Genomic DNA, 13,995 nt, shown 5'->3' on the forward strand with positions numbered 1-13,995 from the left:
CAGCGGGGTAAAGCGTCGTCAGCGGCTAATTTCGCCATGTTATTTGCCACTTTCGTGAGCCACACCGCAGCCTTTTGTGCATCCGCAAGATAATCACTTCATTAATAAGTTTATTCCAGGGCGATACGCCAATGTGATCGCTACGGGCTGTTCTTATACTGAGTTTCGTTAGCCAAAGTCAGGTTATCTGTCACGACGTATTCCTCATCTGATGCAGGGGCAAAGGCGCGTTAATGACCGCAGCTGTCAGCAGCCGGATGAATAAATAAAAGTTTGCCAAAACAAAAAGATCGCCGTGTTTAACCCAATTTCTCTCTGATACCCAACGCGATGTGTATGCAGTCAGAGCGGATGTAGCTCACGCTATATTTCAGGAGTGCATCATGAATAGTTTCAGCCAGACCGCGGAAACGGTGCAGAAGCGCACCAATGCCCGTTACTGGATTGTGGTGATGTTATTTATCGTCACCTCATTCAACTACGGTGACCGCGCAACCATTTCAATTGCCGGTTCGGCGATGTCCAAAGATATCGGCCTCGATTCAGTCGGACTTGGCTATATCTTCTCAGCGTTCTCATGGGCGTATGTCATTGGTCAGATTCCGGGCGGCTGGCTGCTCGATCGCTTCGGCTCAAAACGCGTCTACTTCTGGAGCATCTTCACCTGGTCGCTGTTTACCTTTCTGCAAGGGTTCGTCGATCTGTTCAGCGGCTTTGGCATCATCATGTCGCTGTTTATTCTGCGTTTCCTGGTCGGCCTGGCTGAAGCACCTTCTTTCCCGGGCAACAGCCGCATAGTCGCAGCCTGGTTCCCGGCGCAGGAACGCGGCACGGCGGTGGCGATCTTCAACTCGGCCCAATACTTTGCCACCGTGATCTTCGCACCGATTATGGGCTGGCTGGTCTCTTCCGTGGGCTGGGCGCACGTGTTCTGGTTCATGGGCGGCCTGGGCATCATCCTCAGTTTCATCTGGCTCAAAGTGATACACGATCCCACCGATCATCCTGGCGTGAATAAAGCTGAACTGGAGTACATGGAACAGGGCGGCGCGCTCATCAACATGGATGTCAAAAAGAACACCCGAAAAGTGAGCTGGAGCGAGAAGTGGTTCCAGATCAAACAGCTGCTGACGTCACGCATGATGCTGGGCATCTATCTCGGTCAATACTGTGTTAACGCCTTAACCTACTTCTTTATCACCTGGTTCCCGGTCTATCTGGTGCAGGCGCGCGGCATGTCGATTCTTAAAGCGGGCTTTGTTGCGTCGATTCCGGCGGTGTGCGGCTTCCTCGGCGGCGTACTGGGCGGGGTGATCTCTGACTGGCTGATGCGTAAAACCGGCTCGCTGAATATCGCACGTAAAACGCCAATCGTTCTCGGCATGCTGCTCTCTATCTCAATGGTGATGTGTAACTACACCAATACCGAATGGATGGTGGTGTTCTTTATGGCACTGGCCTTCTTTGGTAAAGGCATCGGCGCGCTGGGCTGGGCGGTGATGGCAGATACCGCGCCGAAAGAGATCAGCGGCCTGAGCGGTGGTTTGTTCAACATGTTCGGTAACTTCTCCGGCATCGTCACGCCTATCGCCATCGGTTACATCATTGCCACCAGCGGTTCATTTGAAGGCGCGCTGGTTTATGTGGGGATTCACGCCTTTGTCGCGGCATTCAGCTTCCTGGTCATTGCCGGCGATATCAAACGTGTCGAACTGAAAACCTGGCCTGGTAAGGATGCATCATGAATACGCAAAGTTCGCCGGTGATTACTGACATGCGGGTTATCCCGGTCGCCGGTTACGACAGTATGCTGCTCAATATTGGCGGTGCACACAACGCCTGTTTTACCCGCAACATTGTGGTGCTCACTGATAGTGCCGGTCACACCGGCGTCGGTGAGGCGCCGGGCGGCGACACCATCTATCAGACGCTGGTGGAGGCGATTCCGCAGGTGAAAGGCCAGCAGATTGCCCGAATGAATCGTCTGGTGCAGCAGGTACACAAAGGCAATCAGTCCGCCGACTTCACCACTTTCGGTAACGGTGCATGGACCTTTGAATTGCGGGTCAATGCGGTGGCTGCGCTTGAAGCCGCGCTGCTCGATCTGCTGGGACAGTGTCTGGGCGTACCGGTGGCTGAACTGCTGGGGCCGGGCAAACAGCGTGATGAAGTCACGGTGCTGGGCTACCTGTTCTATCTTGGCGACCGCCGTAAAACCGATCTTCCCTATCTTAGCGGTGATCAGGCCAGCCACGACTGGTATCACCTGCGTCATCAGGAAGCACTGACCAGCGATGCTGTCGTGCGCCTGGCTGAAGCGGCACAGGATAAATATGGCTTTAAAGATTTCAAGCTCAAAGGTGGCGTGCTGCCGGGTGAGCAGGAGATCGCCACGGCGGCGGCGCTCAAGCAGCGTTTTCCCGATGCCCGTATCACCGTCGATCCTAATGGAGCCTGGCTGCTGGATGAAGCCATCGCGCTGTGTAAAGGAATGCAGGATGTGCTGAGCTACGCCGAAGACCCCTGTGGCGCGGAGCAGGGCTATTCGGGCCGGGAAGTGATGGCTGAGTTCCGGCGCGCAACCGGCCTGCCCGTCGCCACAAATATGATCACCACCAACTGGCGCGAGATGAACCACGCGGTGATGGTCAATGCGGTCGATATTCCGCTGGCCGATCCGCATTTCTGGACGCTGAGCGGTGCTGTTCGGGTCGCGCAGCTGTGTGATGAATGGGGCCTCACCTGGGGCTGTCACTCCAATAACCACTTTGATATTTCGCTGGCGATGTTCACCCATGTGGGTGCAGCAGCGCCAGGCAACCCGACCGCGATTGATACCCACTGGATCTGGCAGGAGGGCGATCAGCGCCTGACGAAAAATCCGCTGCAAATCCGCAACGGCAAAATTGCCGTACCGGATGCGCCTGGCCTGGGCATTGAGCTCGACTGGGAGCAGGTAAACAAAGCCCATCAGCTTTATCAGTCACTGCCCGCCGGTGCGCGTAACGACGCCACGGCGATGCAGTATCTGGTCCCTGGCTGGACTTTTGATCGCAAGCGTCCGGCATTTGGCCGTGCAACAGCATAAGGAGCAAGAGATGAGTTCAACACCGAAAGTGACCGCCATGCAGGTTATTCCGGTCGCAGGCTATGACAGCATGCTGCTAAACCTCAGCGGCGCTCACTCACCATTCTTTACCCGCAACATTGTGATTATCAAAGATAACGCCGGACACACTGGTGTTGGCGAAATTCCGGGCGGCGAGAAGATTCGCCAGACGCTGGAAGATGCGGCCTCGCTGGTGATCGGCAAAACGCTGGGTGAGTACAAAAATACCCTCAGCCTGGTGCGCAGCACCTTTGCTGACCGCGATGCGAACGGGCGCGGTAACCAGACCTTTGATCTGCGCACCACGATCCATGTGGTGACCGGTATCGAAGCGGCGCTGCTTGATTTGCTGGGTCAGCACCTGGGCGTCAACGTCGCCTCGCTGCTGGGTGACGGTCAGCAGCGCGACCGCGTGGAGATGCTCGGCTACCTGTTCTACATCGGCGACCGCAATAAAACCTCGCTCTCTTATCAGAACCAGCAGAACGATCCGTGCGACTGGTATCGCCTGCGCCATGAAGAGGCGCTCACGCCGGATGCGGTCGTGCGTCTGGCGGAAGCGGCTTATGAGAAATATGGCTTTAACGATTTCAAACTCAAAGGCGGCGTGCTGCGCGGCGGCGAAGAGGCTGAAGCCGTTACCGCGCTGGCAAAACGTTTTCCTGAAGCCCGTATCACCCTCGATCCCAACGGAGCCTGGTCGCTCAACGAGGCGATCATGCTCGGCAAACAGCTTAAAGATGTGCTGGCCTACGCAGAAGATCCTTGTGGAGCCGAACAGGGCTACTCCGGTCGCGAAGTGATGGCTGAGTTCCGCCGCGCCACCGGCATGCCAACGGCCACCAATATGATCGCCACCGACTGGCGGCAGATGGGCCATACCCTGTCGCTGCAGTCAGTCGACATTCCGCTGGCTGACCCACATTTCTGGACCATGCAGGGTTCGGTGCGCGTGGCGCAGATGTGTCACGACTTCGGTCTGACCTGGGGCTCGCACTCCAATAACCACTTCGACATTTCGCTGGCGATGTTTACTCACGTTGCCGCTGCCGCGCCGGGTGCGATTACCGCCATTGATACCCACTGGATCTGGCAGGAGGGCAATCAGCGTCTGACCAAAGAGCCGTTCCAGATTAAAGGCGGTATGGTGCAGGTGCCGCAGAAACCGGGTCTCGGCGTAGAGCTGGATATGGATCAGGTGATGCAGGCCAATGCGCTCTATCAGAAGCAGGGACTGGGCGCACGTGACGATGCTGAAGCGATGCAGTTTTTAGTGCCGGGATGGACGTTCGACAATAAGCGCCCGTGCCTGGTTCGTTAACCTTTTCGGCTCCCCAAGGGGAGCCATCGTCACAGGAGTTCAACCATGAGTAATGCAGCCTGGCCCAATGGATTTCGTCGTCGCCTGTTAGCGGGCGATACCCTGATTGGCAGCTGGTGCGCGCTGGCCAGTCCGATCTCGACTGAAATTCTGGGGCTGGCCGGTTTCGACTGGCTGGTCCTGGATGGAGAGCACGCGCCCAACGACATCACCACCTTTGTACCGCAGCTGATGGCGCTGAAAGGCAGCCACAGTGCGCCCGTGGTGCGTCCGCCCTGCAACGAGCCGGTGATCATTAAGCGTCTGCTGGATATCGGGTTTAACAATCTTCTGGTGCCGTTTGTCGAAACCGAAGAGGAAGCCCTGCGGGCTGTTGCCTCAACCCGTTATCCGCCAGCCGGGATTCGTGGTGTTTCGGTGTCGCATCGCAGCAACATGTACGGCACGCTGCCGGATTACAACAGCACCATCAATGACAACATCACGGTGCTGGTGCAGATCGAAACTCAGCAGGCGGTTGACAACATTGATGCCATCGCAGCGGTGGACGGTGTCGACGGCATTTTTGTCGGGCCGGGCGATCTCTCCGCTGCGCTGGGCTATCTCGGTCAGCCCGCACATCCCGAAGTACTGAAAGTGATTAAGCACATTTTTGAACGAGCCAAAGCCGCCGGTAAGCCGAGCGGCATTCTGGCACCGGTAGAAGCGGACGCGCGTCGCTATCTGGAGTGGGGCGCCACCTTTGTGGCTGTCGGCAGCGATGTCGGGATGTTCCGCAACGCCTCGCAGGCGTTATGCGACAAATTTAAGCGCTAATCGATTAAGGGGAAACGTCATGAAAATTGGATTTATCGGCCTGGGCATCATGGGCAAACCCATGAGTAAAAATCTGGTGAAAGCCGGGTATTCGCTGGTAGTGCGCGACAACAACACCGAAAACGAAGCGGAACTGGCTAAACTGGGCGCAACTGTGGCGAAAACGCCAAAAGAGGTGGCTGAGCAGTGCGATGTGGTGATTACCATGGTGCCCAATTCACCGCAGGTTATTGACGTCTGCCTGGGGAAAAACGGCATTATCGAAGGGGCGAAGCCAGGTCTGGTGGTCATCGACATGAGTTCCATTGCGCCGCTGGCGAGCCGTGAGGTACACGATGCGCTGGCAGAAAAGCAGATCAAAATGCTCGATGCGCCGGTCAGTGGCGGCGAACCCAAAGCGATTGAAGGAACGCTTTCGGTGATGGTCGGCGGTGACAAAGCCGTGTTCGATTCCTGCTACGACATCATGAAAGCGATGGCGGGCTCGGTGGTGCATACCGGCGACATCGGTGCGGGCAACGTGACTAAGCTGGCTAACCAGGTGATTGTGGCACTGAACATTGCGGCGATGTCTGAAGCGTTATCGCTGGCGACCAAAGCGGGTGTGAATCCGGATCTGGTTTATCAGGCGATTCGTGGCGGCCTGGCGGGCAGCACGGTGCTGGATGCCAAAGCGCCGATGGTGATGGATCGTAACTTCAAGCCCGGTTTCCGGATTGACCTGCACATCAAAGATCTGGCGAACGCGCTGGATACGTCGCACAGCATCGGTGCGCACCTGCCGCTGACGGCAGCAGTGATGGAGATGATGCAGGCGCTGCGCAATGACGGGCAGGGTAACGCCGACCACAGCGCACTGGCCTGCTATTATGAGAAGTTAGCGAAGGTTGAAATCGCCCGCTAAAACCCGATGCCGGTCTCCCCAACACCGGACTGGTTCAGAGCCGTTTCAATCACCCAACTGCGCTCGGATTGCCTATGAAAATCGTAATCGCACCGGATTCATATAAAGAGAGTTTATCCGCCCTGGATGTGGCATCGGCGATTGAAGCGGGTTTCCGTGACATCTTCCCCGATGCACATTACGTGAAAATACCGGTCGCTGACGGTGGCGAAGGCACGGTAGAAGCGATGGTGGCGGCGACGAAGGGAAAAATCGTCAGGCTGAAGGTGACCGGACCGTTGGGCACGCAGGTTGATGCCTTTTATGGCCTGTCCGGCGATGAGTCCACGGCCTATATCGAAATGGCCGCGGCCAGCGGACTGGAACAGGTTCCGGCAGCACAGCGTGACCCGCTGATAACGACCTCATTCGGCACCGGCGAGTTGATCAGGCATGCGCTGGATAAGGGCGTCGGCCATATCATCATTGGTATCGGCGGCAGCGCCACCAATGATGGCGGTGCCGGGATGATGCAGGCGCTCGGCGCCCGACTGCTGGACGCCCAGGGCGGCGAGATTGGTCACGGAGGCGGCGCACTCTCTGCGCTTGCCAGCATTGATATTGATGCACTGGATGCCCGCATTCATCAGTGCCGCATCGAAGTGGCGTGTGATGTTTCTAATCCGCTCACCGGAAAAGAAGGCGCATCGGCCATCTTCGGTCCGCAGAAAGGCGCGACACCGGCGCTGGTGCAGCAGCTCGATCAGGCATTGGTGCATTACGCCGCCATTATTCATCGCGATCTGGATATTGATGTCCTGCACATTCCTGGCGGTGGTGCAGCGGGCGGGATGGGGGCGGCACTGCACGCCTTTTGTCGGGCGGAACTGCGACGCGGCATTGAAATTGTCACAGAGGCGCTGGGGCTGGCTGACCAGGTGAAAGATGCTGATCTGGTGATTACCGGTGAAGGGCGTATCGACAGCCAGAGTATTAATGGCAAGGTGCCAATTGGTGTCGCCAGCGTGGCAAAACGTTTTAACAAGCCAGTGATTGGTATTGCCGGCAGCCTGACGGCGGATGTTGGCGTGGTGCATCAACATGGAATCGATGCGGTATTCAGCGTGCTTTACACCATCTGTTCGCTGGATGAAGCACTGGCCAGTGCCGGAAAAAATGTTGAGATGACGGCACGTAACGTGGCTGCCACGCTGAAACTGGCCGGATTCAGGTAACCGGCAGGCGCACCTGATTATTAAGCCCAGCCGGATTGAGCGGACATTGAGCAGACTGAAAAGGGCGTTGATATTCAGAATGTCTGTTTAAGCACCACGCTCTTTTCTGGCCAGCGCGCTGTAAGTTAGCCCTGCAAGCCGGTTAGCGTTTGAGACAGTGGCAGGTTCGGCGGCAGCTGCCGCCAGCCTTATCCAATTCCTAACAGCTGACGGGCTTCTCTGGCGACGTTTTCCATCTCATCCTGCAACTCCAGCAGCTCCGGTTCCAGTGCCGCGATGTCGCTGGCCTCCAGCAGTCCTCGCTCCAGCTGATGGCAGAGTTGTTTCATGCGCGGTACGCCGCTGTAGCTGGCGCTGCCGTGCAGCTTGTGAATAATCTCACGCAGGGCGTTGACCTCATTGGTCGCCATAAACTGCGCCATCTTCGCATGCACTTCCGGTAAAAATTCCAGCAGCATCCGCAGCAGATCGCGTGCCAGATCGGGTTTATTCGCCGCCTGTCGCAGTGCCAGTTGCCAGTCGAGCGTGGGTAATATTGGCAGCAGTTCAGGCACAGGGACCACCGGCGGCGGCGTATAGCGCGCCAGAAGCTGTCTTAACTTGCTTTCATCAATTGGCTTCGCAAGGTAGTCATTCATGCCTGCCTTGATCAACTGCTCGCGCTCGCCATCAATGGCATGGGCGGTCACTGCTACAATCGGCGTACTGGCGTGTTGAGGCAGGCTACGGATAATTTCGCTGGCGCGAATGCCATCAATCTCAGGCATCTGAATATCCATCAGAATCACATCCAGCGGCTGCTGACGAGCCTCGCGAATAGCGTGTTCAGCGCTGCTGCACAGCAGGATATTCTGCACCTGCTCCTCGAGCAGCGCGCCAATCAGTTTAAGATTGGCAGGATTATCATCCACCGCCATCACCGTCAGCGGCAGGCGGGGAGATGGCGGCAGTTCACTCATCTGACGGGTATGGAGATCCAGTAACATCGGCAGGAGTCGCGTCAGAGAGATTGGTTTCGCAATGCAGCCGTCAATGCCCCGCGCCTTCAGCTCATCAGCCAGCAACATCATCGGGCTGGGAAGCGCCATCAGCACATTGTCAGCCCGATCCAGCAGCCCATTAATTCTGCGCTCGTTGAGCAGTTCGGGCTGGCTGATATCGACGGGCATCGCCATCAGCAGCAGCGGATAGTGAGGTGCTTTTAATCCCTCCAGCGTTTCGCTGTAGTCAATCTGCAACGGTGTCGCGCTCAGCATCTCCAGCGCTGCGCTGGCAACATAAGCATCCGGTTCCACGTAGGCAATGCGCGCATGTGACAGCGCATCCAGCACGCGCGGCATGCCGGGTGCATTAGGATTAAGATCCAGCTGTACGCGAATGACAAAGACAGAGCCTTGATCCGGCTGGCTGCTAAAGGTGATTTCGCCGCCCATCTCCCGTACCAGTTTCTGGGTGATGACCAGCCCCAGCCCGGTACCGCCATGACGGCGCGAAATACTGGCGTCAGCCTGACGAAACGCCTGGAACATCTGGGTCTGTTGCTGCTCAGAGATGCCGATGCCGCTGTCCTCAACCTGAATCTCCAGCTCGACGCGCGACTGCGTAATCACCCGCTGTCCGACGCGCAGGCCGATGTATCCCTTCTCGGTAAACTTGATGGCGTTTCCGATCAGGTTGATCAGGATCTGTTGCAGGCGCAGCGCATCGCCAATCACGTTGTCCGGCACGCTGCTGTCACACACCACCGTCAGCTCCAGCCCTTTATCATGGGCCGACGGCGCCAGCAGCACCAGGGTTTCATCCAGCGTGGCGCGTAGCGGGAAGGGGATGGCCTCCAGCATCAGCTTGCCCGCTTCCAGCTTCGAGAAATCGAGCACGTCATTGATGATGCTGAGCAGGTTATTAGCCGAACGTTCAATGGTTTGCATATAGTCACGCTGCGTCGTGCGCAGCTGGGTTTTCAGCATCTGGCGGGTAAAGCCCAGCACGCCATTCAGCGGCGTTCGCAGCTCATGGGACATATTGGCCAGAAACTCAGATTTGATGCGCGCCGCTTCCTGGGCGCGTTTCTTCGCCAGATCCAGCTCAACGTTCTGAATCTCCAGCTGTTCCAGCGTCTCGCGCAGATCGTAAGTCGCCTGGTCGATGTTGTGCTGCATCTCTTCGTGATAGGCGGTCAGCGACATGGCCATCGCGTTAATCCCGTTTTTCAGAATGCTGAGTTCACCCAGCATGTAACCCTCAACGCGGCTATCAAGCTGGCCGCGACGGATGCGGTCAACGGTGGTGACCATATTGCGGATGGGGCCGGTGACATCGCGCATCAGACGGTAAGCAAACAGCATGGCGAGGCAGAGGCAGAAGAGCAGCATCAGCGTGGCGACAAACACCTCTTTATACTGCTGTAAACGCACCGACTGCAGATCCAGCTCTATTGCCACATAGCCCAGCGGATTGCCCGATGGCTTGGCATCTTCATCCGGTAATTCATCCACATCGTAACGTTCGGTGGTAATCGGCGTGCGCAGAATCAGTATGCTGCCGTGACGTTCCATTGAAACATCGTCGGGCAGGCCGCGGATGTCATCCTGTTGCAACAGGCTGAGGTTTTGCTTGTGATTGGAGGTGACGTAGAGCTGATTGTGGTTATCAAACACCGAGATCGCCCGAACAATGGCGGAGTGGCGACGATGCAGCAGGCTGACCAGTTCACGCATGGCATCACGATTGTGCCAGGTCATGCTGTATTCGCTGGAAATCGCCAGGGGTTCGATGATGTTGGCCCCGGCATCGATTACCTGTCGCTGTAGCTCATTGTAGCGGTGCACCACAAAAAATGAGCTGAGCAGCAGGCCAACCATCAGCGTGGGTGCCAGAATTAAAATCATCATTCGCGCCCGAAGGCTGTATTTGGTCATAATAGTCGCCTGGCTACTCCGGCATTAACGTCCCTGTGCATGCTGTCGATAAAGCTATGCAGGTCGTTTTTCGATAAAGAGAATGAATAACACTATGGCGCAATTCTACGTTGCAAAACAGCGCGTGACGACGCAACAACGCCTCACCGTCACCATTGAGGAGCTTGACCCGTTTGGACAAGGTGTGGCACGCCACAAGGGCAAAACCCTGTTTGTCGCGGGTGCCCTGCCGGGTGAACAGGCTGAGATTGTGCTTACAGAGGATAAACGTCAATTTGCCCGGGCGAAAGTGACTCGGCTGATTAGCCGCAGTCCGGCTCGGGTGACACCGCGCTGCCCGCACTATGATCGCTGCGGCGGTTGCCAGCAGCAGCATGCCGATGTGGCACTGCAACAGCAGAGCAAAGCGCAGGCACTGAGCCGGATGCTGAGCCAGGCCGCCTCACAGAGTGTCGCGGTGGATGAGGTGATCGCCGGTCAGCCCTGGGGTTACCGCCGTCGTGCGCGTCTGGGTCTGCAATGGCAAAATAAAGCGCAGCGATTGCAGATGGGATTCCGGCAGGAAGCCAGCAACGATCTGGTCGATATACAGCACTGCCCCGTTTTAGTGCCCGAACTTGAGGCATTGCTGGTTCCGCTGCACCAGTGTCTCAGCGACCTGCGAGCTGTCAGGCGTCTCGGGCATGTGGAACTGGTGCTGGCGGACAATGGCCCGCTGATGATTCTGCGCCATCTTGATGCGCTGCATACAGATGACCGTGAAAAACTGGAACAGTTTTCGCATAAACATCAGCTGATGCTGTTCCTGGATGCGGGCGATGAAAATCTGACGGCGTTAAGTGAATCGATGCCCTTTTATCACTCTCATCAACTTAAGCTAACCTTCAATCCACAGGATTTTATCCAGGTTAATGATGGGGTGAATCAGCAGATGGTCGCGAAGGCGATCGCCTGGCTGGATCTGCAGCCGGAAGACCGCGTGCTGGATCTGTTTTGTGGCATGGGAAACTTCACACTTCCTGTAGGAATCTTCGTACAAAATGTGGTTGGTGTGGAGGGGATTGCAGCATTAGTGCGGCAGGCAGCGTATAATGCTGATTTGAATAATCTTAAAAATGTAAGTTTCTTTCAGCATAATCTGGAAGAAGAGGTGTCGCGCCAGCCGTGGGCGACACAGGGGTTTAACAAGGTATTACTCGATCCGGCACGCGCCGGGGCTGCGGGCGTAATGGCGCATGTGGTTAAACTTGCACCAGAACGTGTGGTCTATGTTTCGTGTAATCCCACAACACTCGCCCGCGACAGCCAGATATTGCTGTCAGCAGGCTACCAATTGGAAAGGGTCGCGATGCTGGATATGTTTCCTCATACCCGTCATCTCGAATCCATGGTGCTGTTCAGAAAAACATAAGCGATGAATGTCGTTGTGCAGGAGAGGTTATGGTTGCGGTCAGAAGTGCGCATTTAAATACCGAGGGAGATTTCGCCCTCGACCAGTGGATCGCCAGTCTCGGTATTGCCAACCCGCAATCATGTCAACGCGTTGCCGAGACCTGGCGCTACTGCGAAGCGCAGACGCAGGGCCATCCCGATCAGTCGCTGCTTCTGTGGCGCGGTATCGAGATGGTGGAAATCCTCTCAATGCTCAGCATGGATATTGAAAGCCTGTGTGCAGCACTGATTTTCCCGCTGGCTAACGATGAAGTGGTCAGTGAAGAAGAGCTGGAAACCGCCGTCGGTAAAGGCATTGTCTCGCTGGTGCACGGCGTGCGTGACATGGACGCCATTCGCCAGCTGAAAGCGATTCACAACGACTCCATGGCCTCTGAACAGGTGGATAATGTCCGCCGCATGCTGCTGGCAATGGTGGAAGATTTCCGCTGCGTAGTGCTGAAGCTGGCCGAACGCATCATGAACCTGCGCGAAATGAAAGATGCGCCGGAAGATGAGCGGGTGCTGGCGGCCAAAGAGAGCACCAACATTTATGCACCTCTGGCCAACCGTCTGGGCATCGGTCAGCTCAAATGGGAGCTGGAAGATTATTGCTTCCGCTATCTCCATCCCGACGAATACAAGCGCATTGCCAAACTACTGCATGAGCGGCGAATTGATCGTGAGCAGTACATCGACAATTTTGTCAGCAACCTGCGCAAAGAGATGGCGAAAGAGGGCGTGCGCGCCGAAGTTTATGGTCGTCCGAAACATATCTACAGCATCTGGCGCAAGATGCAGAAAAAGTCGCTGGCCTTTGATGAGCTGTTTGATGTGCGTGCGGTGCGTATCGTCGCCGACCGCCTGCAGGATTGCTACGGCGCACTGGGTACGGTACATACGCTTTATCGCCATCTGCCCAGCGAGTTCGATGACTACGTGGCCAACCCCAAGCCCAACGGCTACCAGTCGATTCATACCGTCGTGCTTGGGCCGCAGGGCAAAACGGTGGAGATCCAGATCCGTACCCGACAGATGCACGAAGATGCCGAACTGGGCGTTGCGGCACACTGGAAATACAAAGAGGGCCCCACCTCCAGCAGCGCGCGTGGCGCAGCGGGTCACGAAGAGCGCATTGCCTGGCTGCGTAAGCTGATCAGCTGGCAGGAAGAGATGGCTGACTCCGGCGAGTTGCTGGAAGAAGTCCGTAGCCAGGTGTTTGATGACCGGGTCTACGTCTTTACGCCAAAAGGCGACGTCGTGGATCTGCCCGCAGGTTCGACACCGCTCGACTTCGCCTACCACATTCACAGTGACATCGGTCACCGCTGCATCGGCGCAAAAATTGGTGGCCGCATCGTGCCGTTCACCTACCAGCTGCAGATGGGCGACCAGGTTGAAGTGATTACCCAGAAACAGCCGAACCCGAGCCGTGACTGGCTCAACCCGAACCTGGGCTACATTACCACCAGCCGTGGACGATCGAAGATCCACAACTGGTTCCGCAAGCAGGATCGCGACAAGAACATTATCGCCGGACGGCAGATTTTGGATAACGAACTGAATCAGCTCGATATCAGCCTGCGCGAAGCGGAAAAACTGCTGCTGCCGCGCTATAACGTGACCTCGCTTGAAGAGTTGCTGGCGGCGATTGGCGGCGGCGATATTCGTCTGAATCAGATGGTTAACTTCCTGCAGGCGAAGCTGAACAAGCCGAGTGCTGAAGAGGAAGATCGTGAAGCGCTGCGCCAGCTGACTCAGAAAGCCTACTCTCAGCCTGCGCGCAAAGAGAGTGGTCGCGTAGTCGTGGAGGGCGTAGGCAATCTGATGCACCACATCGCCCGCTGCTGCCAGCCGATTCCGGGAGATGACATTGTCGGCTTCATCACCCAGGGGCGCGGTATCTCCATTCACCGCGCCGACTGCGACCAGCTGGCTGAACTCACGTCGCACGCGCCGGAACGTATCGTCGATGCGGTATGGGGCGAAAGCTACTCCAGCGGTTACTCGCTGGTGGTGCGCGTCACCGCCAACGATCGCAGCGGCTTACTGCGCGACATCACCACCATTCTCGCCAACGAGAAAGTGAATGTACTGGGCGTCTCAAGCCGCAGCGACACCAAAAAGCAGCTGGCGACTATCGATATGGATATTGAGATCTACAACCACCAGGTTCTGGGACGTGTCCTGGCGCGACTGAACCAGGTCTCTGATATCATTGACGCCCGCCGCCTGCACTGATATTCAGTCAGGCTCTGAAGCAACCGGCAACAAGAGGTTGC

The 13,995-nt window shown here is 56.6% G+C and carries 9 protein-coding genes; 8 read left to right on the forward strand and 1 reads right to left on the reverse strand.

Annotated elements, in window-relative coordinates; translation table 11 throughout:
- Window positions 1-383 precede the first annotated feature (383 nt).
- The 6 genes from LQK91_RS16570 to LQK91_RS16595 all read left to right on the forward strand — a co-directional run bounded on the left by LQK91_RS16570 (window position 384) and on the right by LQK91_RS16595 (window position 7,364).
- The gene (locus tag LQK91_RS16570) at window positions 384-1,745 is read left to right on the forward strand and encodes an MFS transporter (RefSeq protein WP_003854623.1); all 1,362 of its coding nucleotides are present in this window, start codon (window positions 384-386) and stop codon (window positions 1,743-1,745) included.
- A complete protein-coding gene (locus LQK91_RS16575) occupies window positions 1,742-3,088 on the forward strand; it encodes an enolase C-terminal domain-like protein (protein WP_105099864.1) in 1,347 nt (448 codons plus the stop codon). Before LQK91_RS16570 ends, LQK91_RS16575 begins: the two co-directional genes overlap by 4 nt.
- A gap of 10 nt (window positions 3,089-3,098) precedes the next feature.
- Window positions 3,099-4,430 carry a glucarate dehydratase gene (gene gudD / locus LQK91_RS16580; RefSeq protein ID WP_008927115.1) on the forward strand — a complete coding sequence of 444 codons (1,332 nt, stop codon included), beginning with the start codon at window positions 3,099-3,101 and terminating at the stop codon, window positions 4,428-4,430.
- Between the two features lie 45 nt (window positions 4,431-4,475).
- Entirely contained in the window at window positions 4,476-5,246 is a 771-nt protein-coding gene (gene garL / locus LQK91_RS16585) for a 2-dehydro-3-deoxyglucarate aldolase (RefSeq protein WP_003854622.1), read from the forward strand.
- A 19-nt stretch (window positions 5,247-5,265) separates the two neighbouring features.
- On the forward strand, window positions 5,266-6,150 hold the full coding sequence (gene garR, locus LQK91_RS16590; protein ID WP_003854621.1) for a 2-hydroxy-3-oxopropionate reductase: 885 nt from the start codon (window positions 5,266-5,268) through the stop codon (window positions 6,148-6,150).
- A gap of 74 nt (window positions 6,151-6,224) precedes the next feature.
- Window positions 6,225-7,364, forward strand: a complete 1,140-nt coding sequence (locus tag LQK91_RS16595) for a glycerate kinase (protein WP_003854619.1) — start codon at window positions 6,225-6,227, stop codon at window positions 7,362-7,364.
- Window positions 7,365-7,552: 188 nt separating this feature from the next.
- Here LQK91_RS16595 and barA read toward each other — a convergent pair whose 3' ends face one another.
- Window positions 7,553-10,282: a two-component sensor histidine kinase BarA gene (gene barA / locus LQK91_RS16600; protein ID WP_008927114.1), complete on the reverse strand. Its 2,730-nt coding sequence runs from the start codon at window positions 10,280-10,282 to the stop codon at window positions 7,553-7,555.
- A gap of 94 nt (window positions 10,283-10,376) precedes the next feature.
- Between barA and rlmD the strand changes: the two genes are divergently transcribed.
- Both rlmD and relA read left to right on the forward strand, forming a co-directional pair.
- Entirely contained in the window at window positions 10,377-11,693 is a 1,317-nt protein-coding gene (rlmD, locus tag LQK91_RS16605) for a 23S rRNA (uracil(1939)-C(5))-methyltransferase RlmD (protein WP_003854615.1), read from the forward strand.
- 29 nt (window positions 11,694-11,722) lie between these two features.
- Complete coding sequence (relA, locus tag LQK91_RS16610) at window positions 11,723-13,954, forward strand: GTP diphosphokinase (RefSeq protein ID WP_003854613.1); 2,232 nt, start codon at window positions 11,723-11,725, stop codon at window positions 13,952-13,954.
- The last annotated feature ends 41 nt before the right edge of the window (window positions 13,955-13,995 follow it).

The organism is Pantoea sp. MHSD4 (assembly GCF_021043305.1).
Classification (GTDB): domain Bacteria; phylum Pseudomonadota; class Gammaproteobacteria; order Enterobacterales; family Enterobacteriaceae; genus Pantoea; species Pantoea eucalypti.

What these genes read in the sequence shown, in the direction of transcription:
- LQK91_RS16575 (WP_105099864.1), top strand. Translation starts at nt 1,742, where the DNA reads ATGAATACGCAAAGTTCGCCGGTGATTACTGACATGCGGGTTATCCCG.
- relA (WP_003854613.1), top strand. Translation starts at nt 11,723, where the DNA reads ATGGTTGCGGTCAGAAGTGCGCATTTAAATACCGAGGGAGATTTCGCC.
- LQK91_RS16595 (WP_003854619.1), top strand. Translation starts at nt 6,225, where the DNA reads ATGAAAATCGTAATCGCACCGGATTCATATAAAGAGAGTTTATCCGCC.
- LQK91_RS16570 (WP_003854623.1), top strand. Translation starts at nt 384, where the DNA reads ATGAATAGTTTCAGCCAGACCGCGGAAACGGTGCAGAAGCGCACCAAT.
- gudD (WP_008927115.1), top strand. Translation starts at nt 3,099, where the DNA reads ATGAGTTCAACACCGAAAGTGACCGCCATGCAGGTTATTCCGGTCGCA.
- barA (WP_008927114.1), bottom strand. Translation starts at nt 10,282, where the DNA reads ATGACCAAATACAGCCTTCGGGCGCGAATGATGATTTTAATTCTGGCA.
- rlmD (WP_003854615.1), top strand. Translation starts at nt 10,377, where the DNA reads ATGGCGCAATTCTACGTTGCAAAACAGCGCGTGACGACGCAACAACGC.
- garR (WP_003854621.1), top strand. Translation starts at nt 5,266, where the DNA reads ATGAAAATTGGATTTATCGGCCTGGGCATCATGGGCAAACCCATGAGT.
- garL (WP_003854622.1), top strand. Translation starts at nt 4,476, where the DNA reads ATGAGTAATGCAGCCTGGCCCAATGGATTTCGTCGTCGCCTGTTAGCG.